We start from the raw sequence: 18,904 nt of genomic DNA on the forward strand, positions 1-18,904 counted from the left end.
TTTATAGAAAAAACAAGAAAGGACTGGTGATATTATCACTGGTCCTTTGCTGTTTTTCGGGGAATTTTACTATAGATGAAGGCTAGGAATATATAATAGTTTCACCTTTTTAATGGGATTATTATAAAAAATTTAGAATCGCTAGAAAAAAATAAGAATATAGAAAATCAAATTGACATAATCATTATAATAGTTATAATGATTAATAAGTCAGTATTTTCTGAATGTTGTATCACTTATATCCTTATTAACATTGGAGGTATCAGTTTGATAAGTAAAATTGCATTTGATGGTTTTGTATTATCTGATGAATTAAAAATGTTACAGAAAATGGTTCGAAATTTCATCCGTGATGAGGTAATTCCTTTGGAAGAGGATTTGGATTTCGATGCTACACATTTACCTAAAGACAAACTGGAACTATTACAAGAAAAGGCTAAAAGAGCAGGCTTGTATCAGTTTAACGCTCCTAAAAAATTTGGGGGACAGGAGCTAAGCATCTTTGCTCGAACAATTATTGCTGAAGAGGCTTCTCAGCATAAATTAGGTGCTTATAATCCCGGACTTGGAGCATTTGGACAATCTCCTCCAGATATTTTATATGATGGGACTAAAGAGCAAGTAGAAAAATATGTTTACCCTACTATTGAGGGAAAACTTTCTGGTTTTATAGCTATTACTGAGCCGAGTGGTGGTTCTGATCCAGCCCGTTCCATTCGTACTCGTGCAGAGAAAAGAGGAGATAAGTGGGTCCTAAACGGCCAAAAGGTATTTATTTCCGGTGCTGATACAGCGGATTATGGTATTGTCTTCGCTAGAACGGGAGAAGGACGAAAGGGTATTACTGCTTTTATCGTGGAGAAAGGGATGGAAGGTTTTTCGCATGCACTTATTCCAGTAATCAGGCCATGGTATCCTTGTGAACTATTTCTTGATAATGTGGAGGTTCCTGAAGAAAATGTACTAGGTGAAGTTGGTCATGGTTTCGACTTTGTTCAGAAATGGTTGATTGGAAATCGTATTCCGTATGCTGCCGGTTGTATCGGGTTAGCGGTAGCAGCGTTAAAGAAAGCCATAGAATACGCTAATATCCGTGAGACATTTGGAAGTAAACTCGCTGATAAACAAGCAATTCAATGGATGATTGCTGATTCTGAAATTGAGTTACGTGCAGCTCGATGGTTGACCTATGAAGCAGCCTGGAAAGCAGACCTAGGTGAAAACGCTAGGTATGAGGCTTCTGCAGCAAAACTTTATGCAACTGAGGCAGCTGGCAGGATAATTGATCGTGTTATTCAAATTTTTGGTGGAATGGGATTAGCTAAGGAGATGCCTTTTGAGAGATGGTATAGAGAACTAAGAATTAAACGAGTAGGAGAGGGACCATCTGAGGTCCATAGAATGGTTATTTCAAGAGATCTCTTAAGTGGAAAACGTAAAATATAAAACTAGTAATTAAATCTCTAATAATGGAGGACCTGTTTATGAAAAAGATACGGATTGGTGCTGCAACTGGTTTTTATGGTGACTCAATAATACCTGCGATTCCAAGTATTACAGATGGAAATATTGATTATTTATGTTTTGATGCCTTAGCTGAATTAACGATGGCAATCTTACAAAAAGATAGGCAAAAAAATCCAGAGTGGGGATATACGAAAGATATTGGTCCCTTTATGGAAACACTTCTTCCTTTATGCGTTGAGAAAAAGGTTAAAATCTTAACAAATGCAGGTGGAATAAATCCATTAGGAGCAAAAAAAGTTGTAGATGAAATTATTAAAAGGTTAAATTTAGATTTAAAGGTCGCCGTTGTATATGGTGATGATATGATGAGTAATTTAGAAGAGTTAAAACAGAATAACCTGTTAGTAAATATGCAATCCAAAGAATCATTTAAACATAACGATTATGAACTATTATTTGCAAACGCTTACTTAGGCGCTAAACCACTAGTTGAGGCACTACAACAAGGTGCAGATATTGTGATTTCAGGAAGAACCATTGATGCAGCTCAGTTTGCGGCCCCTATGATATATGAGTTTGGCTGGGAATGGGATGATTGGGATCGATTGGCAAAGGGGATGACGATTGGTCATTTAATGGAATGTTCCGGGCAGGCGGTTGGAGGTAACTTTAGCGGTGATTGGCGATCTATTGATTTGATTAATATAGGGTTTCCTATCGCTGAAGTAGATGAATTGGGGGAAGCAATAATTACAAAAGCTCCTGGTACTGGTGGCCTTGTTTCAAGAGATACACTTAAGGAACAACTACTTTATGAAGTACATGATCCATATAATTATATATTACCAGATGTTGTTGTTAATATAGCTGATACCTGTCTAGAAGACATTGGTGAGAATCAAGTACGTGTATATGGTTCAACTGGAAAACCGGCAACAGATACTTACAAGGCATTAATCGGTTATGCCGATGGCTATATGGCAGAAGCCATTTTCGGATATAGTTGGCCAGATGCACTTGAAAAGGCTAAAAGTGCCTCTGAAATCCTTATTGCCCATATGGAGAGGGACAAACTACTGTATGAAGACATTGATATTTCTTATATAGGATATAACTCAATGCATAGATCTGTAATTAACGAACCAGATCCAGACCTGAATGAAGTATTCTTGAGGTTAGCAATAAAAGTAAGAAAAAGAAGTGATGGTACCCGACTTTCACGTATTGTCTCTCCTTTAGGTTTAAGTGGACCACCATTTCTTGCGGGGATGCTTGGTAGGGGCAGAGCAACCCAATTGTTAGGTATTTGTCCTATATTAATACCTAAGGAATTAGTAGAAAAACAAGTGAAGGTGGAGATGTAAGCATGAAAGTATTGTTAAAGGAATTGGTCCAAGTTCGATGCGGTGATAAAGGAAATGATTCGGATGTAAATATTTTTGCTAGTAACGAAAGGATTTATGCTTATTTAAAAGAAGAACTTACTGAAGAAAAAGTGAAAGCTTTTTATGGGGATCTTGTTAAAGGAGATGTTATTCGATATGAAGTACCTAACGTGCTGGCATTTAAATTTCATTTGAAAGAAGCGTTAGGTGGAGGTGGTTCATCCTCTCTTAGAATAGATGGATTAGGAAAAACAATGGGAGCGGTTATTTTACGAATGGAAGTTGATATAGACGAAGGATTACTAAAAAATGATAAAAAAGACTCCTTATATATTGGTCAGTCAAATTCCATATCTTGAGGGGTGAATAGGCTATGAAAAAAGCTCTGGAAGACATTATAGTGCTTGACTTAGGACAGATTTATAATGGACCATATTGTACGCTAATGCTCGCTTATCAAGGAGCAACAGTCATCAAAATTGAACCCCTACAAGGAGAAGTACTCCACCAACGTGTTCATGATGGAGAGATATCACATTCATTTTTAATGATGAATTCCAATAAATATGGAGTTGCTCTAGATTTAAAAACAGAGGATGGAAAAAAGCTGTTACTTGAACTTGTCAAAAAAGCAGACGTTTTAGTGGAGAATTTTAGCCTTCACACCATGGAGAAATTAGGGTTAGATTATCCTACCTTAGAAAAAATAAATCCACGTTTAATCTATGCTTCAGGTAAAGGGTATGGCTTAGATGGACCATATGCAAATTTGCCAGCAATGGATGTGACCATACAAGCAATTGGCGGTGTGGTGACTAGTACTGGTTTTCCAGATGGTCCGCCAGTAAAATCGGGAGTAGCTGTGGCGGATTTTATGGGTGGTATTCATTTGTTTGGTGGAATAACAACTGCTTTGTATCAGCGAGAGAGAACTGGAAAAGGACAGTTAGTTGAAGTTTCAATGCATGATACAATTTATCCTACTCTTGCATCTCCATTAGGAGCACATTATAGCAAACGAAATGATATTCCAGAAAGAACCGGTAATCGTCATAGCGGTTTAGCAGTTGCGCCATATAACATATACCCTGCTGAAGATGGTTACCTTGCAATTTTCTGTATAACTCAAAAACAATGGGAGAATCTAGCTCATTTTATGAACCGAGAGGATCTGCTAACAGACCCACGGTTTAAAAGTAATGTAGACAGAGCAAATCAAATTGATACGGTCGACAGTATTGTAGCTGAATACACAAAACAACAGAAAAAGATGGACCTCATTCAAGGGCTTAAAGCAGCGAATGTCCCATGCTCACCTGTCTTATCAATCGCTGAGGTAGCTGAAGACGAGCATTTGATTGCTCGAAAAATGATTAGGAAAGTAAATCACCCGATAGCTGGAGAGGTACCAGTTCCAGGTTCTCCTATTCGATTACACGATTCGCCTCTTGATGAAGTACGACCAGCCCCTTTAATAGGTGAGCACACAGATTGGATTTTAAAAGAGTTTCTTAATATTTCAGATGATGAGCTTAGTATTTTGCATGAGAAAAAAGTGATTAAATAGAAACTCTATGGGTTCCTATTAAGTGTAAAAATTATTATGAAAAAGGAGAAGGTGTAAATGACATTAATTGAAAAAGTTGCAGAACACTTCAAAGCAAGCATTGGTCAAAAAAATGAAGAACACCTAGGAATAATGTCTGGATTAATGATTCAGCGATATGCTCTAGCAATTGGTGATGATAATCCTTTATATCATGATCAAGAATACGCCCGACAACGGGGATATGCAGATATTATTGCCCCTCCAAATATGGTGGCATCAATTATGGATTGGACGGTAGGATTAAAGGAAGAGGATTTGCATGAAGATGGAACCCCGAAAACTGGCGGGATTTTACCTCCAAGTCTACAAGGGGTCCGGGTGATGGGTGGAGGTGAAATGAAAAAATTTTATAACCCCATCGTTGCGGGAACAGATTTGTATCTGACGACGGAAGTAATCGATACACATGTGAAGGAAGGAAAAAAAGGTCTTATTGCCTTTCTTGTACTTAAAAATACTTACAAGGATGAGAAGGAAAAGATCTATTGTATCAGTGAACGGACAGTTATTGCTAGATAGATAGTTAGCTGTAATGAGATATGACAAAAATGAGAATCGAGAGGGGAGTTTATTAATGCCGAATACTAAATTGGACCAGGTGGTTTTTAGAGAGATTCATGTTGGCGATGAATTACCAGTACTGAAAAAAAATACCACCACATTGCAATTGTTTCGTTACAGTGCAATAACCTGGAACACACACCGAATCCATTATGATAAAGATTATGCTGTTAAGGAAGGGTATCCTAACGTACTGGTACACTCGCATCTTCATGGCGCTTTTTTAACCCAATTGTGTACGGATTGGATGGGAGAAAAAGGTGAATTAAAGTCGTTAGAGGTTAATATTAAACGCTTTGCTGTACCAGGAGAAACACTAACATGTAAAGGGATAATTGTTGAAAAAAAGATGGAAAATGGCGAGGGTCTTGTGACTGTTGACTTAAAGGAAATAAATGAGAAAGGCGAGGTTTGTGCCCCTGGAAGGGCAGTTATTAAGCTGCCGCTTGAATAGTATTCATTTTATTAATAGTAGAATGTAAGGTGGATGGATTGCTAGTATTAATTCTTTGGTTGTTAGTAGGTCTAAAATATGAAAGCGCTTTTATGTTAAAAAGGGGGTAATACTAAATGTCATATAAGAAGTGGATCATGTCTAGCTTTATGTTAATCCTTACCTTATTCATGCTTACTGCTTGCCAAACAAAGAATACTGAAAAGACTTCAAATAATGAGAATACCAATAAACCTAGTAATACAGGAGATCCTAAGGAAGGGGGTACCTTGAGTTTTTATGATTACGATGACCCGAAAACTCTTGACCCACATAAGACATCCGCTTCTGCTACAAATAGTCGCATCGGGTTAGTATACAATAAATTAGTCACCTTTTCTACTGGTCCAGACAAGTTTTCAAGTGGAGAAGTTATCCCCGATTTAGCAAAAGGTTGGGAGATTTCCGAAGATGGAAAGACATATACATTTCATTTAAGAGATGACGTTAAATGGCAGAACATCGCTCCGGTTAATGGGAGACAATTCACCTCAGATGATGTAATTGCTACGATGGATAGAATTAAAAAGCTTCCGGGACCTCAGGCTAGTTCATTAGTAAAAGTGGAGAGCATAGAAGCACCTGATGACTACACGGTTGTATTCAAACTTTCTGAGCCATTCGCCCCACTATTAAATCACCTGGCAAGTTATTTGATGTGGATTTTACCAAGGGAAGCTACAGATGGGAAGGTCGATTTGGACAACGCAGCAATCGGTACAGGTCCATTTATTTTAGAATCATGGGAACGTGGTGTGAGTACAGTTTTTAAGAAAAATTCTGATTTCTTTGAAAAAGGGAAGCCTTATCTTGATGGTGTGACAATCTATCCTAATGGAGATGCAGCGAAAGAAATCAATGCCTTTAGAACAGGACAAACAGATGTAGTATATACGGATTCAAAAATAGATTTTGAAACGCTCAAGAAGTCTGCCTCAGATACTCAATTACAAACCGAAATCCTCACCGGAACCAGATTGTTTATTAATCAAACTAGAAAACCATTAGATAATATTCTTGTCCGCAAAGCGATGAGTATGGCGATTGATCGTGAAGGCGCATGGGAGTCTATTTATGGTAGTGGAGAATACATGGGGTACCTCTTACCAACTCTAGAGGAATGGGCAATACCATTGGAGGAACGGGAAAAATATCTAGTTTATGACCCGGAAGAGGCCAAGGAGCTGTTGGCGGAAGCGGGTTATCCAGATGGATTTGAAGTTTCAATGATTGTAACAGACGGTTATGGTCCACAGTTAGTTACTGTAGCTGAGTGGGTTGCTGAAGATTTAAAAGCAATTGGGATTAAAGTAAATATTGAAGTATTAGAATATGCGACCTTCTTTTCTGAGAGATGGCCAAAGAAAGAGTATGATATTGGGATGGGTCTGATTACTCCAGTGACTGACCCTAGCGAAAGTCTAGTACCATTTTTTAAAAGTGATGGATTTAGAAATTGGCAAGGTGTGAGTGATCCTAAGCTTGATGAAATGCTTGAACAACAAAATTTAATTCTCGACAAAAATGAGCGAATTAAATATATGAATGATATTGAAAGATATATTTTTGAAAATGTGACTAACCATGTTAATTTATTTGCCTATCACGTCCACTATTTTAAACAACCATATGTAAGAGGCTTTGACCCGCATTCTAATTATGGAAATATTCATATGAAAAATGTGTGGCTAGACAAATAAAAAGTTGGATAAATATTGAGTGTTTTTTAGGATTTAGTGCGTGAAAGGACATAAAAGTGACCCTTTATATTAGGAGTAAAATTAAAATAAAATGCTTGTACTCCAGTTATAAAGGGTCTATTTCTTGTTCTAGATACAAATGAGATGATCCGAGAAAACTATATTTTGAATTTATAGTTGTATTAGGAAGGAGGAATTTAAATGGGTAAAGAGCAATCGGTTTTACTTCAAGTCGATGAAATGAAAACTGTCTTCCAAACTCGTTCAGGATACCTAGAAGCAGTGAATGGAATTTCATTCCATATTAATAAGGGTGAAACAGTTGCTATTGTAGGAGAATCTGGCTCAGGTAAAAGTGTGACAGCTATGTCTATATTACGTTTATTGGAGAAATCCGGGAAAATATCGTCAGGAAGAGTATTACTCAATGATATAAACTTGAACGATTTGACAGATGAAGAGATTCGCAAGGTAAGAGGAAAAGAGATTGCCATGATATTCCAAGACCCTATGTCTTGTTTAGACCCAGTATACACAATTGGTGATCAAATTATCGAAGCAATAAAGATCCATGAAGATTTACCAAAAAAGGAGTACCATTCCCGTGCTGTAGAACTACTTCAACTTGTTGGGCTACCCGATGCGAAAGAAAGAATGTCCATTTATCCTCATCAACTATCTGGTGGACAAAGGCAAAGAGTAATGATCGCGATTGCACTTGCATGCCGTCCGAATCTCCTTATTGCAGATGAACCTACGACAGCCCTAGATGTAACGGTACAAGCACAAATCATGGAACTTTTAAAAAATCTGCAAACGGAATTTGGTACTGCAATTATCCTTGTGACACATGATCTTGGCATTGTGGCTGAAATGGCTGACCGTGTTGTCGTTGTATATGCTGGACAAGTTGTCGAACAATCAAATGTCATAGAATTGTTTAAAAAACCAGAACATCCCTATACGGAAGCGCTGTTAAGAAGCATTCCAAAAATAGAAACAAATAAAAATGAAAGGCTTTTGGCTATCAAGGGCTCTGTACCAAGCTTGAAAGACATGCCAACAGGCTGTAGGTTCCACCCTAGATGTCAGTATGCAAGTGATATTTGTCGACAAGAAGAACCTCCGTTGATTAATCTTGGAGACAGCCATTTTAGCAAATGCTGGATGAAAGACGAAAATCAAATGTTTGCCTTGCGAAATTCGTACCAACCTGACGACGATGTTGTAGAAATGATAGAAACCCCCCTTATAGAAAAAAATAGAAACAAAGTAGTTCTTGAAGTAAAGGGGTTGAAAAAGTATTTTCCCATTACGAAAGGGATCTTTTCTAGAACAGTGGGGTTTGTCAGAGCGGTTGATGGAGTTTCATTTGATATATATGAAGGAGAAACACTTGGTCTAGTTGGTGAATCAGGTTGCGGTAAATCAACAGCAGGTCGATTAATTACGGGCTTGTTAAAGTCAACTGAAGGGTCTGTTGATTTTGCTGGACAAAATATCAGCCGAATCGACCGTCAGAGTTTAAAAAAAGTAAGGCAAAGGATTCAATTTGTATTCCAAGACCCATTTAGTTCTCTCAATCCAAGAATGACCATCGAGGATATTATTGGAGAGCCGCTGGAGGTACATGGCCTCGCCAAGGGGAAGAGAAAATACGATAGAATTATAGAACTATTAGAAACCGTCGGACTTAAAAGGGATGATATTCAAAAATTCCCTCATCAATTTTCAGGGGGACAGCGACAACGGATTGGAATCGCTAGAGCACTCGCAACAGAACCAGATTTATTAATATGTGATGAAGCAGTGTCTGCCCTTGATGTATCCATCCAAGCACAAATACTTAATCTCCTAAAAAATTTACAACAAAAAATGGGTTTATCCTATTTATTTATCTCACATGATTTAAATGTTGTGAAATATATTTCAGATAGGGTTTCGGTAATGTATTTAGGTGAAATTGTAGAAATAGCAGACTCAGAGGTTTTATTTCAAAATCCACTTCATCCTTATTCACAAGCCCTTATATCAGCGGTTCCTGTCCCTGATCCAGAACGGAAATCTGAGAGAATTATTTTGAAGGGGGAAGTGCCAAGCCCATCAAACCCTCCATCAGGATGCAAGTTTCATACACGATGTCCTGTTGCATTTGACATTTGTAGACATCAGCAACCGGTTTTGAAGGAAGTCTCCCCAGGTCATAAAGTTTCTTGCCATATTTATTAGAGGGGGTCTTTTAATGATTGAGTATATCTTGCGGCGCTTAATGTATGGAATATTAGTTATCCTAATAATGGTAATATTTGTTTTTTTTGTGATGCGTGCGGTACCGGGAGATGTTGTTGCGCTCCAGCTTGCTGAAGCCAGCTCGGTTTCAGAAGAACAAGTGGATGAAATAAAATCGCAGCTTGGTCTTGATAAAAGTATTGGTGCCCAGCTAGTGGTTTGGTTAACTGGTGCGGTTCAAGGAGATTTAGGCAATTCGCTTTGGTCAAACCAACCTGTAGTGGAAATGATTGCTAACCGCATGCCCGTTACGTTGGAGCTTACTTTCTTGTCAGTCATTTTGGCTATAATCATTGGGATCCCAATTGGTGTCATTTCAGCTGTCAAACATAATACTTTCATTGACCATATCCTCCGTGTTACTTCTGTAGGGGGCCTGTCCATTCCAAATTTTTGGTTAGGATTAATAATACTTATGATTTTATCACTCGTATTTAACTGGATCCCGCCTTTGGGATTTCAAACATTTTCGGAAAACCCAATTATAAACCTTCAACAAATGATTTTTCCTTCTTTAGTTTTAGCTGTTACACTAGCTTCCAGCATCATTCGAATGACACGTTCGGCATTATTGGAAGTTCTCCATACTGATTTTATCCGGACCATACGGTCAAAAGGTGCGAAAGAACGTGTTGTTATTTACAAACATGCGCTTAGAAATTCCTTAGTTTCTGTCATTACGTTAATTGGGATACAGATAGGGACTCTGTTAGGTGGAACTGTTGTTCTTGAAACGATTTTTTCTCTTCCAGGTTTGGGTAGCTTGATATTTGAATCCGTAACCATAAGAGATTACCCAATTGTTCAAGCCTCTGTTCTAACATTTGGATCAATGTTTTTACTCGTTAATCTTGTAGTTGATGTGATGTATGGATGGATTGATCCTAGAATTCGTAACAACTAAAAAATCATTTGTCAATATTACTATCTTGAATACAAGGGGTGAAAAAATGCAGGAATTGCAATTGGAAATGCAAAAAAAAGGTATTGTCAAAAGGAATACAAAAGTAATCAAATTTAGAGGAGACTGCAAGCGTTTTATTAAAACTCAACCTATTGGAGCCATTTCAATTGGTTTCATATTATTAGTGATATTAATTTCCCTATTTGCTCCTATCATAGCACCCTATGATCCTATTTCACAAAACAGGCAAGCCATCCTGGCTGCCCCAAGTGCAAACCATATTTTTGGTACAGATGATTTGGGTAGAGATGTTTTTAGTAGAATTATTTTCGGATCGAGGATATCTCTTCTTGTAGGATTTGCCTCCGTTTTGTTTTCAATGATATTTGGGATTTTCTTTGGTGTTGTTTCTGGATATTTTGGTGGAGTGATAGATATGATTATTCAACGAATCATGGATGCGGTGATGTCCATTCCATCCTTAATCTTAGCTTTGTTTATCGCAGCGTTACTAGGTCCAGCAATCCAGAATGTGATTATTGCCCTAATTATCATTGAAACCCCACGGTTTGCAAGAATTGTTCGGGGTGAAATGTTACGGATTCGAGAAACAAATTATGTAGAAGCCTCCCGTTCCATAGGTTCAAGTGTTTTCAGGATTATTTGGAAACACGCAATCCCTAATATGGGTGCACCAATTATCGTACTTGCAAGTTTAGCTTTTGGTCAATCAATTATTGCTGAAGCTTCACTTAGTTTCTTGGGAATCGGAACACCACCGCCAAATCCTTCTTGGGGATTAATGTTAAGTGATGCCAGCCGCTTTATGGAAACAGCTCCTTGGCTTGTCTTATTCCCGGGTTTGGCACTTGCTTTTTGTGTTTTAGCTTTTAACTTATTAGGGGATGCATTAAGGGATTTCTTGGATCCTAAGTTATCTTCATAAAACATGGCAGGATAATAAAGTTTAAAAAGGAGGTAACTCAATTGAATTTGGAAGGGTTAATTGTGAAACAAGAGGATAAAGTATTATCCATTACCTTAAATAAGCCAGATGTCCTTAATGCACTCGATCTTGAGCTGAAAGAAGGGTTGCTTCATGCGTTGGAATTTGCTAAATTAAACCCTGATATTCAAGCTGTCCTAATTTCAGGTGCAGGTCGTTCTTTTAGTTCAGGCGGAAACATAAAAAATATGGACAAATCCATTCCTATCGATACATTTGAATATTTAGGCAAAACAAAAGAACTTATTCTAGCAATGAGTCATTTAGAAAAGCCAATTATTGCAGCTGTACATGGAAATATTGCCGGAGGTGGGTGTTGTCTGGCATTAGCCTGTGACATTATTTTTGCGGCAGAAGAAAGTAAGTTTTTTTTCACTTTTTCAAAGGTCGGTTTGATTCCAGATAATGGTGGAATGTTCTTTTTGCCAAGGACGATAGGGCTGTATCGTGCAAAAGATATCCTGTTTACAGCACAACCTATTTCCGCGAAAGATGCCCTCGATTGGGGAATGGTCAATCGGTTATACCCTAAAGAACAGCTTTTTTCTAAGGCAATGGAATATGCTCGAAAGCTATCGGAAGGACCGAGTATTGCAATTGGGCAGATTAAGAAAATTGCCAATCTCGCAATTGTAAATGATTTAGAAAGTGTATTGGAAATGGAGCGGTCTAATCAGGTAGTACTCCAAACTACAATTGATCATAAAGAAGGGGTAAATGCATTTTTAGAAAAAAGACCTGCTAAGTATCAAGGCAAGTAATAAAAAACCACTAGGTTAACCTAGTCAAGAAAATTTTCTTTGTTGGGTTAACCTTTGTTAAACTAATTTTATTTGATTGCTATAATCTAAATAGCTATTAATCCTTTTATAAACCGTTATAATGAAATAATAATATAATTCTGATTCCTGAATACTATGAGTAATTTATTATGCAGTTATTAATGTAGTTTCTTGTTCGAGTCTTGTACAACAAAATAGAGGTGTGAACTATGGTTAATGAAAGGTCAATTACTAAATTATCCAGTATAATTTCTGATGAACTTCGTAATATTATTTTCGAAAAAGAGTATGAAAAAGGAGCCTCATTTTACTCAGAACGTGAAATAGTTGAGAAATGGTCTTGTAGTAGAGCAACTGCAAGAGAGGCTTTATTACTTTTAGAATTTGAAGGCTTAATCACTACTAAACCAGGGGCAGGTGGTGGAGTTTTTATTCGGGAACCTAATTCTAAATCATTGTTAAGATCATTTCAAACTTTAATTAATTTTAACAATGTAACACATGAAGAAATAACTGAAATAAGGTTGGAAATTGAATCCCTTTGTGCAAGGTGGGCTTCACTAAGAGCAACTGATGACGACCTAAAGTATATTTCAGAAGTAATGCTTGAATTTGAGAAGGAAATAAGTGTAAAAGGGATTAGAGAAGAAAAAAATGTTGAATTTCATATGGCGATAGCAAATGCTACTCATAACCGAGTTCTAATCATGCTGATGAAAATTATTGAGTCGCTCGTTTTTGAGGATGTACTTCGTTTTGAATATACAAATAAACAACAGGAAGAACTAATTAAAGTACACCGCAAAATTTATGATGCCATTGCAGCTCGGAATCCGGAGGTTGCTGAAAGGCGTATGCGAGGGCATATGGAAGCTTATCGGAGGGCAACTGCAAATAAAAATGTTCATTACTAACTCAAACTTCGGTCCTGCTAATTTGGGTGCGAGGTTAAGTAAAAACAAAATAACTATTTACCATCATTTATATTGAAGCTAATTCTTGTCAAATGTTAAAATAATGCCTGATTGTTAATTAATGCATCTACAAAGAAAATTGTAGATGTTTCTTTTTGTTGCCATCCAGTAACATAGATATAAAACTTTCTATTATGAGGTGACTGATAAAAAATGAGCTCGAAAAAACAAAAATCCGTTCTTGAACATAAGGATTATCAAGCAGAGATTGAGCGTTTAGAGTTTACAAAGGAATACATAAAAAGCATTTTGGAAATTTCGAAAGGGAATAAAGAGCAGTTTGTTGAGAATCTAAAAGAAGCATTCGCCGAACTCGATACATCAGATAGTAGTTTAAGCTACATGACCTTACTTACGAATGCTCAATATTTAGAATTGGCCGAGAGTGAGTTAGAACGACTAGCTAGCGTCATCAGCAAACCATACTTTTCTCGAATTAATTTTACTAGCAGTGGTGACACCTACGAAGAGATTTTATATATCGGGAAAGCCTCCCTGTTTGACCGGGTAAATCAGATCCCGATTATTGTTGATTGGCGGTCTCCGATTGCAAATGTTTACTATGATGGTCGGCTAGGGGATGTGACGTATGACGCCTACGGTGAAACACAAAGCGGTTATTTATCTTTAAAGAGACAATATGAAATTGAGGATGGATGGTTAAAAGAGATTCGAGATATCGATTTAACCACACATGATGAAATATTGCAGAAGTCCTTATCAGGAAAAGCTGACAATCGATTAACCGAAATTGTTGCGACTATCCAAAATGAGCAAAATGAAGTCATTAGAGCGTCCCTTAAACATCCGATTATTGTTCAAGGTGCTGCAGGAAGTGGTAAAACAACGATTGCTCTTCATAGAATATCCTATTTCCTATACTCTTCCGGATATCGATTTCCTCCCGAAAAATTAATGATTCTTGCACCCAATCGATTGTTTATCGATTACATTTCCGCTGTCCTTCCTGATTTAGGGGTAAACAAGATCAAACAAACCACCTATATTGATTTTATGAGAATGTGTTTAGGTAAGAAAATTAAATTAATCTCTCCCAATTCAAAATTAATGACGCTCATTAAAGGAAATGAAAAATCAAAATCGATCCAATGGGTTTCTAGTTATAAAGGATCTCTGGAATTTAAGGATTTAATTGATTCCTATTTGAAAGAAATTGAATTTTCTTTGGCACCCACCGAGGATTTTATGATTGAAAAATCCCGGCTAATGAAAGGGGAAAAACTCAATAGACTTTTTTTAAAAGAATTTCGATACTTACCTATCTATAAAAGGCTGGATAAAGTTAAAAACTTATTAGCGAATGATTTAAGACTAAAAAAATCAATGATTCTATCCAAAATAAATAAAAAATATGATGATGCACTAGATAAGGCGCTTTATAGCACCAGACTGGATCCGGAAAAAAGAAGAGAAAGAGTAGTATCCTTAATGGAAAGAAAAGAAAATAGAATAACTGCGGTGGGACAGGAGTCGAAGGTAGCGGTAAAAAATTATATGAATTCTTTTGTTAAAAGGGATATGTTTACGTTATACCAGGAGCTGATGACTTCGCGTGAACTTTTACAAAAGTATTCACCTAATCTCTCAGATAGAGAATGCATTAGATTAAGCACCTATAGTCATAGGATTTTTGCTAAAAATGCTCTGGAGCTTGAGGATTTAGCTCCGTTGTTTTATATGAAAGCAAAACTAGAGGGCATTGAAGAACAATATAAAATGAAGAGCGTTTTCATTGATGAGGCGCAGGATTATAGCTATTTTCAATTTGCTGCAATGAAAGAAGGATTTGAAACAGAGCTATTTACAATTGTGGGTGACTTAGCCCAAGGAATTCATTCCTATCGAGGGCTAAATAGTTGGGAACCTGTAATAAAGGATATTTTCCCGAATGCTAATTATCAAACGCTGCAAAAGAGTTATCGAACAACGATTGAGATCATGCATTTGGCCAATGATATTCTTTCAATTATGGATAAAGATTTGCCAAAAGTAGAACCAGTTATTAGACATGGAGACAAACCACGGTTTACGAAAATTAATCCTACCAATTTGGAACAGGTAAGAGAGACCCTTGAACATGATATTCATTTACTTAAAGACGAAGAATTACATTCGATTGCGATTATTGGAAGAACCGACAGCGAGTGCGTACGAATACATAAAATACTAGAAAATAGTAACCTTCCAATACAGCTTTTAGAAGAAAAACAAGATATGCAAAAGGGAAGCGTTGTAATCTTACCATCACACCTTTCAAAAGGGTTAGAATTTGATGCAGTTCTGATTCTGTCCTTGGAGGAATCCTTTACGGAAAAAGAAATCGATATAAAATTGTTGTATGTGGCGATGACAAGACCGATGCATAGGTTGTATTTATATGCGAGTGAGCAATCAAGTTTATTATTAAATAAAGTCGCATCCGGACATTTTGAAATGATGAAGTAAAAAAAGTGACAGTCACCATTGATGTCACTTTTATTTTTGGAAAAATTTTATTGAAAAGTATTGACACTGCAAATGAATATATGGTAAATTTATCTCGAGTTAAAGATAACTTAATTCAAACTATTTTCGTAGAATAATTTCAACTTAGATATCTCGACGGGTTTGCCTTACTGGGTAAACAATTTTTTGGATATATATCTCGAATTCTAACTAAAAAAACAAAATGGGGGAATTTTAAAATGACAAAATGGACAGTAGACCAATCACACTCAAGCGTAGGATTTGAAGTAAAACACATGATGGTATCAAAAGTAAAAGGACAATTTGAATCTTACACAGCAGACGTAGAAGCGGCAGATTTAACAGATCTAACTACAGCATCTATTTCATTCAAATTTGACGTGGCAAGCATCAGCACACGCAGTGAAGATCGTGATAACCACTTAAGATCAGCTGATTTCTTTGACGTAGAAAATAACCCAACAATTGATTTTGTATCAACAAGCATTGCAAAAGATGGAGAAAATTTCAAGGTAACGGGTGACTTAACGATTAAAGACGTAACAAAATCAGTAACTTTCGATGTTGAATTTGGCGGTAAAGGTACAAACCCATGGGGTGTAGCAGTTTACGGATTTGAAGCAGAAGCGAAAATCAACCGTGAAGAATTCGGTCTTACTTGGAACGCAGCACTTGAAACAGGTGGCGTACTTGTAGGTAAAGACATCAAAATCAAAGTAGAATTAGAATTAAACCCAGCAGCATAATTTAGTTACAATGCTTCTAGAAAAAAAGTGACAGGAACCATCCATTATTTGGAAGGTGCCTGTCACTTTTTTTTCAAGCATCTCGATAGGTACTGATAAATTTAGATGTAAGGATAGGGCATTAGGACTAACAGTAATCCATATATTGGGGAGGAGATGTTTAATAAGGAGGGACCACATGGCTGCAAATCCGATTGTTGTTAGATCATTAGACGAAATTAAATTTTGGTCTAGGATCATGAAAGAACATTCTTTATTTTTAAGTCTAGGATTCACCTATGAACAGAAGCAGTTAATTGAAGAAGCACAGCAGTTTATGGCTTTATTCGAGAGGATTGAGGAGAAGCTATCTAGATTTACGGTGGATTCAGATTTACGCCAAGTTCAAGCATTTAATTCCGAGGTATACCAAGCGGCGGCGTCTATTTATGGGTATAAAAGGAAGATATTAGATTTAACTCTTCGCTGTCAAATCAGGCACAATAATTTCCCCTTATTAGTTGATCATATAAGCAGAGAGGCAGCATACTTTGCTAATCGATTAAAAGAACTAAATGAAGGTATATTAGCCCCGACACCAGATGCTGTAATTGAAGAAAATGTATTTTTCTTAAAGATAATGGCTGACCATGCTAAGTTTATCGGACACCTTTTAGATCCTTCGGAAAGAAAGTTAGTGGACCAAGCTAGAGAGTTTAGTCATGATTTTGACCAATTATTGTTTCAAGCAGTGGATTTGGAATATATGCGACCACAATCGGAAACCAAACCGATACTTGGCCAATTCTTAGATCAAAATAGAGTTTCAGTTGTTTCCTTAAGGGATTTTAAGAAAACAGCCAGAGATCTTATTGAAGCATGTAAAATAAAAAGCAATATTCATCCTTTGTTAGCAGACCATACCTTTAGAGAAGCGGAAAGGTTCTTGCATATCATAGACATGTTTGAAGCTAATCTGACTAGTAAATAAGGGTGTGCCTTCTTTGGCACGCCCTTTTCCAAATGTCAGATCCTTTTTAATTTCGAGAAACTAGCAGTAAGAATATATCCATCCAAGCAGGATAAAATATAGTATTGGAAAAATGTAGAGTTTGGAAAGGTCTGTAGAATAGGTTTGAAGCACTCAAATAGGAAACTCCTGCTTATATTGGCTTTTGTTTGCTGTTTATTGATCATGGGGTTTGATAAGTCTGAAGAGAGGGAGATAACTTTTCTTGTTAGGTCCATGATTACCACATTAAATGAAAAAAATCCTGAGGGATATATTCAAACTTTAAGCGATCATTTTATCAAGGTAACTTATGGTGATAAGGAGTTCATAAGGAGGAATATTCAGGATTTTGGTCATATCGATTTGTTAGAGTTTGAAGTAATATTATTAAAGACTTATACATCCACTGTTTATTACAAGCTGATACATACCAGTAAAAATGGTGTGAAAACAAATTTTTATGGTGAAATGATTTTGGTAAAGTCAAAAGAAGGCTGGCAAATTTATTATGTTTCAGAAGAAGTAGAATGAAATAAAAACCAAAATGTATTCAGTTAGACGCCATCATAAATTATGATGGCGTCAATTTTTTTTGATGAGGTATTGAATGTAAACATAAACTACAAATTTTATTTTGAAAATTCTTGACTAACAGTAAAAAATGGAATATATTTTAATTAACAATTAACAAATTGTTAATTAAAGGAGTTGCTAAAAATGGAACCTAAAAATAATTTTACGACACCGGATGGTTATACGAGTGATATTGCTGTCTTTACGATTACATCGCTGGGAAATGGGGAGTATAAGCCTCCGATAAAAAATTTAAAGATCATGTTGATTAAACGAAGTGAAAGGGACCATGAAGGGAATTCGAATATTGATGCAGGAAAGTGGGCGTTACCTGGTGGATTTGTTCGTCCGAACGAGACGGCTTTTCAAGCAGCGGAACGCAAGTTAGTGGAAGAAACAGGAGTAGATGGACTGCGTATTAAACATTTTGGCGTCTATGATTCTCCGAGCCGGGACAAAAGAGGATGGATTATTTCAAATGCTCACTACGTCATTGCGAATGAAGCTGCATTAAAGAGCCGGAAAGCGACGTATGATGCCTCTGATATCCAACTGTTTACGATTGAAGAGGCTAAGGCCCTTAATCTTGCATTTGATCATCGAAAGATTATTGATGATGCACTATGGTTTATAAAAAAGGATATGGCATTAACTACACTTGCTAAACATTTTCTTCCTAAAGAGTTTGTTCTTTCAGAACTGCAAGGGGTATTATTAACCGTTTTGGATGACCCATCGATATCGACAGATGCTGCCTTTTTTAGGAAAGCTCCAACACTACCTTTTATTGAAGCGGTATCGGAAAACGGAAAGCCAAAGAAGTCAAATAAGTATTCGAAAACACCTGCACAGCTCTATCGTTTTAATGAATTTCAACCGATTGTTTCTGTCTATAAAAATAAATTAAAAGGTTAAAAAGACGATAGGGGAGAGAGAC

At 36.7% G+C, this 18,904-nt stretch carries 17 protein-coding genes; all 17 read left to right on the forward strand.

From position 1 onward, the window contains the following. The first annotated feature begins 267 nt into the window (after positions 1-267). The 17 genes from NSS81_RS23065 to NSS81_RS23145 all read left to right on the forward strand — a co-directional run bounded on the left by NSS81_RS23065 (position 268) and on the right by NSS81_RS23145 (position 18,882). On the forward strand, positions 268-1,446 hold the full coding sequence (locus NSS81_RS23065) for an acyl-CoA dehydrogenase family protein (RefSeq protein ID WP_342430948.1): 1,179 nt from the start codon (positions 268-270) through the stop codon (positions 1,444-1,446). Between the two features lie 38 nt (positions 1,447-1,484). Continuing rightward, the gene (locus NSS81_RS23070) at positions 1,485-2,831 is read left to right on the forward strand and encodes an acyclic terpene utilization AtuA family protein (protein ID WP_342430949.1); all 1,347 of its coding nucleotides are present in this window, start codon (positions 1,485-1,487) and stop codon (positions 2,829-2,831) included. Between the two features lie 2 nt (positions 2,832-2,833). Continuing rightward, positions 2,834-3,211 (forward strand): hypothetical protein, encoded by a 378-nt coding sequence (locus tag NSS81_RS23075; RefSeq protein WP_342430950.1) that lies wholly within the window; start codon positions 2,834-2,836, stop codon positions 3,209-3,211. Positions 3,212-3,225: 14 nt separating this feature from the next. Beyond that, the gene (locus tag NSS81_RS23080) at positions 3,226-4,419 is read left to right on the forward strand and encodes a CoA transferase (RefSeq protein ID WP_342430951.1); all 1,194 of its coding nucleotides are present in this window, start codon (positions 3,226-3,228) and stop codon (positions 4,417-4,419) included. A gap of 57 nt (positions 4,420-4,476) precedes the next feature. Beyond that, entirely contained in the window at positions 4,477-4,980 is a 504-nt protein-coding gene (locus tag NSS81_RS23085; RefSeq protein WP_342430952.1) for a MaoC family dehydratase, read from the forward strand. A 55-nt stretch (positions 4,981-5,035) separates the two neighbouring features. Further along, positions 5,036-5,476, forward strand: a complete 441-nt coding sequence (locus NSS81_RS23090) for a MaoC/PaaZ C-terminal domain-containing protein (RefSeq protein WP_342430953.1) — start codon at positions 5,036-5,038, stop codon at positions 5,474-5,476. A 116-nt stretch (positions 5,477-5,592) separates the two neighbouring features. After that, the gene (locus NSS81_RS23095; RefSeq protein WP_342430954.1) at positions 5,593-7,215 is read left to right on the forward strand and encodes an ABC transporter substrate-binding protein; all 1,623 of its coding nucleotides are present in this window, start codon (positions 5,593-5,595) and stop codon (positions 7,213-7,215) included. 201 nt (positions 7,216-7,416) lie between these two features. Further along, positions 7,417-9,444 (forward strand): dipeptide ABC transporter ATP-binding protein, encoded by a 2,028-nt coding sequence (locus NSS81_RS23100; RefSeq protein ID WP_342430955.1) that lies wholly within the window; start codon positions 7,417-7,419, stop codon positions 9,442-9,444. Between the two features lie 13 nt (positions 9,445-9,457). After that, positions 9,458-10,408 (forward strand): nickel ABC transporter permease, encoded by a 951-nt coding sequence (gene nikB, locus NSS81_RS23105; protein ID WP_342430956.1) that lies wholly within the window; start codon positions 9,458-9,460, stop codon positions 10,406-10,408. Positions 10,409-10,454: 46 nt separating this feature from the next. Continuing rightward, complete coding sequence (locus tag NSS81_RS23110) at positions 10,455-11,354, forward strand: ABC transporter permease (RefSeq protein ID WP_342430957.1); 900 nt, start codon at positions 10,455-10,457, stop codon at positions 11,352-11,354. A gap of 41 nt (positions 11,355-11,395) precedes the next feature. Next, positions 11,396-12,175 carry an enoyl-CoA hydratase-related protein gene (locus NSS81_RS23115; protein WP_342430958.1) on the forward strand — a complete coding sequence of 260 codons (780 nt, stop codon included), beginning with the start codon at positions 11,396-11,398 and terminating at the stop codon, positions 12,173-12,175. Between the two features lie 230 nt (positions 12,176-12,405). Then, entirely contained in the window at positions 12,406-13,110 is a 705-nt protein-coding gene (locus NSS81_RS23120) for an FCD domain-containing protein (RefSeq protein ID WP_342430959.1), read from the forward strand. A 213-nt stretch (positions 13,111-13,323) separates the two neighbouring features. Then, complete coding sequence (gene helD, locus NSS81_RS23125) at positions 13,324-15,636, forward strand: RNA polymerase recycling motor HelD (RefSeq protein WP_342430960.1); 2,313 nt, start codon at positions 13,324-13,326, stop codon at positions 15,634-15,636. Between the two features lie 239 nt (positions 15,637-15,875). Then, a complete protein-coding gene (locus NSS81_RS23130) occupies positions 15,876-16,403 on the forward strand; it encodes a YceI family protein (protein ID WP_342430961.1) in 528 nt (175 codons plus the stop codon). 178 nt (positions 16,404-16,581) lie between these two features. Then, positions 16,582-17,373, forward strand: a complete 792-nt coding sequence (locus NSS81_RS23135; RefSeq protein ID WP_342430962.1) for a DUF2935 domain-containing protein — start codon at positions 16,582-16,584, stop codon at positions 17,371-17,373. A 204-nt stretch (positions 17,374-17,577) separates the two neighbouring features. Then, positions 17,578-17,925, forward strand: coding sequence for a hypothetical protein (locus NSS81_RS23140; RefSeq protein ID WP_342430963.1), 348 nt, complete (start codon positions 17,578-17,580; stop codon positions 17,923-17,925). A gap of 186 nt (positions 17,926-18,111) precedes the next feature. Then, a complete protein-coding gene (locus NSS81_RS23145) occupies positions 18,112-18,882 on the forward strand; it encodes an NUDIX hydrolase (protein ID WP_342430964.1) in 771 nt (256 codons plus the stop codon). The last annotated feature ends 22 nt before the right edge of the window (positions 18,883-18,904 follow it).

The organism is Neobacillus sp. FSL H8-0543 (genome assembly GCF_038592905.1).
In the GTDB taxonomy this organism is placed as follows: Bacteria; Bacillota; Bacilli; order Bacillales; family Cytobacillaceae; genus Neobacillus.

Excerpts from the sequence above, each read along its gene's own strand:
- NSS81_RS23070 (WP_342430949.1), top strand. The coding sequence starts at position 1,485 with ATGAAAAAGATACGGATTGGTGCTGCAACTGGTTTTTATGGTGACTCA.
- NSS81_RS23075 (WP_342430950.1), top strand. The coding sequence starts at position 2,834 with ATGAAAGTATTGTTAAAGGAATTGGTCCAAGTTCGATGCGGTGATAAA.
- NSS81_RS23080 (WP_342430951.1), top strand. The coding sequence starts at position 3,226 with ATGAAAAAAGCTCTGGAAGACATTATAGTGCTTGACTTAGGACAGATT.
- NSS81_RS23085 (WP_342430952.1), top strand. The coding sequence starts at position 4,477 with ATGACATTAATTGAAAAAGTTGCAGAACACTTCAAAGCAAGCATTGGT.
- NSS81_RS23090 (WP_342430953.1), top strand. The coding sequence starts at position 5,036 with ATGCCGAATACTAAATTGGACCAGGTGGTTTTTAGAGAGATTCATGTT.
- NSS81_RS23095 (WP_342430954.1), top strand. The coding sequence starts at position 5,593 with ATGTCATATAAGAAGTGGATCATGTCTAGCTTTATGTTAATCCTTACC.
- NSS81_RS23100 (WP_342430955.1), top strand. The coding sequence starts at position 7,417 with ATGGGTAAAGAGCAATCGGTTTTACTTCAAGTCGATGAAATGAAAACT.
- nikB (WP_342430956.1), top strand. The coding sequence starts at position 9,458 with ATGATTGAGTATATCTTGCGGCGCTTAATGTATGGAATATTAGTTATC.
- NSS81_RS23110 (WP_342430957.1), top strand. The coding sequence starts at position 10,455 with ATGCAGGAATTGCAATTGGAAATGCAAAAAAAAGGTATTGTCAAAAGG.
- NSS81_RS23120 (WP_342430959.1), top strand. The coding sequence starts at position 12,406 with ATGGTTAATGAAAGGTCAATTACTAAATTATCCAGTATAATTTCTGAT.
- helD (WP_342430960.1), top strand. The coding sequence starts at position 13,324 with ATGAGCTCGAAAAAACAAAAATCCGTTCTTGAACATAAGGATTATCAA.
- NSS81_RS23130 (WP_342430961.1), top strand. The coding sequence starts at position 15,876 with ATGACAAAATGGACAGTAGACCAATCACACTCAAGCGTAGGATTTGAA.
- NSS81_RS23135 (WP_342430962.1), top strand. The coding sequence starts at position 16,582 with ATGGCTGCAAATCCGATTGTTGTTAGATCATTAGACGAAATTAAATTT.
- NSS81_RS23140 (WP_342430963.1), top strand. The coding sequence starts at position 17,578 with ATGGGGTTTGATAAGTCTGAAGAGAGGGAGATAACTTTTCTTGTTAGG.
- NSS81_RS23145 (WP_342430964.1), top strand. The coding sequence starts at position 18,112 with ATGGAACCTAAAAATAATTTTACGACACCGGATGGTTATACGAGTGAT.